Origin of the sequence: Paraburkholderia piptadeniae (genome assembly GCF_900007165.1) — a bacterium.
Lineage (GTDB): Bacteria > Pseudomonadota > Gammaproteobacteria > Burkholderiales > Burkholderiaceae > Paraburkholderia > Paraburkholderia piptadeniae.
The window spans coordinates 1-1,988 of the sequence record NZ_CYGY02000116.1; the positions used below are offsets into that span (position 1 = coordinate 1).

The following is a 1,988-nucleotide window of genomic DNA, read 5'->3' on the forward strand; positions in this document are numbered from 1 at the left end:
CCGAAGTTCCAGTAGCAGAGGGACGAGTTTGTCCTTGTCCCATAGGCAGTTGGGGTGAAATCGGCGTTGCGGTTTCTGTCTACGGCCGGATTTGCCTGATCAGATCGAGTGCGTGACGCTGCGTCGCGTTGGGCGTGGTGATGATGTCGAACGTCGGCGCCTCGGGGCCAGCGCCTCGTGTGCGGCAGGTGTTGCGCACGATGCTACCCAGCTCGGCCATCAGGGTGGAGAAGCTGTGGACGGGCGTGCCATCCGCCACGGTGCGGCTCACCACCTTCTCCTGCGCCTGCTGCGAGCGCTGCGCCGGCGCCACCGGGTCGCGCGTGGCCTTGGCCGCCAGGTCGGTGTCGGCGAACATCAGTTCCCGCCAGGCTTCGCGCATGTGCCACTCCACGTAGTACGCGAGCATGCACAGCAGGATGTGCGCGCGCACCCGATCCGCCGTACGGTGATGGATGGGGCGCACCTTCAGGTCCATCGTCTTCAGACTGCGGAACGCGCGCTCCACGTTGGCCAGCGCCTTGTAGTTGCGCACGCAGTCGGCCGCCTCCATGCGCGCGGCCTCGACCGAGGTACGGATGATGTAGATGCCGTCCAGCGCGGCCTCTGCTGCGATCGCCTCGTGCTTGCGCGTGAACGAGAAACTCCCGTCGCTGATCTGCAGTTCAAAGTGTTTGGCCACCTTGTACTGGTTGACCACCTTGCCCACGCGCAGCCCAATCGCATCGGCGCCCTTGAGCCTGCCCGCGTCCACGCGTTCCTTGATCTGCTGCAGGTTCTTTTCGGTAGCAGCGAGCAGGTCCTGCCGCTTGTGCGCGCGCAGCGCCGCGAGTTGCGGATTGCGACACGCCACCAGCCGCTCGCCGGGATACTCCGGCGAGGCGATCTCCATGAGGTTGCGCTCATCGAACAGCCCCAGCTGCAGTTGGCCCTGCTCGACCAGTGTGCGGATCGACGCACCCTTCAGTGCCGTGATCCAGTCGACGCCCTGCGTCTCGCGCAGCTCGTCGATGGCCTTGCTGGAGATCATGCCGCGATCGCCGACCATCACCAGCTGCTCGATGCCAAAGTGCTCACGCAGGCGCTGCACCTCAGGCAGGAAGGTGGCGCTGTCGGCCACGTTGCCCTCATGCACCGACACCGCCACCGGGCAGCCGCGCGCATCGGTGAGCAGTCCGTAGTTGACCTGCAGCAGCCCCTTCTTGCCGTCGCGGTTGTGGCCCAGCCGCGCCAGCGGGCAGGTGGTGCCCTCGAAGTAGCTGGAACTCAGGTCATACAGCACCAGGCCGCCGGCGCTCAGATGGCGTGCGGCGAGCTTCTTCTGGATCGCGTCCTGGCGCGTGAGCAACCAGTCCATCGCCGCGTACAGGTCGTCCTCGTTGGCATCGGCCACGCCAAAGTCTGTCGCCAGCGTGGTGGTGTGCCACCAGCGCGTAGTGGCCAGCTTTGTGTGCGGCGCCACGATGCGTGCGGTCACCATCGCCAGCACCCGATCGCGCTCAGATGAGGGCTTGCTGCCCAGCAGCGACGCGAAGTCCAGGCGCTGCATCGCCAGCTCAACGGCGCGCACATGGCCGTGAGCGAGTGAGCCGGTGACCTCGAACGCCTGGCCCAGCGGCACGAACGTCTCGCCCTGCAGCGAGCGGCGAATGATCTCGATCAGCGGCTCGGGCAGATGAGACAGGTTGCCCAGCGTCTCGTTCTTGACCTTGCCGTCCTCGCGGTAGCTACGCCGCAGCAGGTGGGTGTAGTACACCTTGCCCTTGTAGGTGCGTGATGTAGTGACGACGTGAGCGGATCCGGTTCTGGAGGCCATACGGAAATTCTAGTCGAAAAATTCCAGATTTCAATAGATTTTAGTGACTACATTATTGAGCCAATAAAAACGCCCTAATGGCGCCAGTGCCCAGCAATCACGCGGACTTGCGACCGCGTGATGACTACAAGAAAGGGAGGAACTTCGGCTGTCTCTTATACACATCTGACGC

The 1,988-nt window shown here is 64.0% G+C and carries 1 protein-coding gene; it reads right to left on the minus strand.

The annotated features are described in order from the left end of the window. Nucleotides 1–79: 79 nt before the first annotated feature. Nucleotides 80–1,816, minus strand: a complete 1,737-nt coding sequence (locus BN2476_RS40900) for an IS1634 family transposase (RefSeq protein ID WP_087739844.1) — start codon at nucleotides 1,814–1,816, stop codon at nucleotides 80–82. Between the last annotated feature and the right edge of the window lie 172 nt (nucleotides 1,817–1,988).

Excerpts from the sequence above, each read along its gene's own strand:
- BN2476_RS40900 (WP_087739844.1), bottom strand. The coding sequence starts at position 1,816 with ATGGCCTCCAGAACCGGATCCGCTCACGTCGTCACTACATCACGCACC.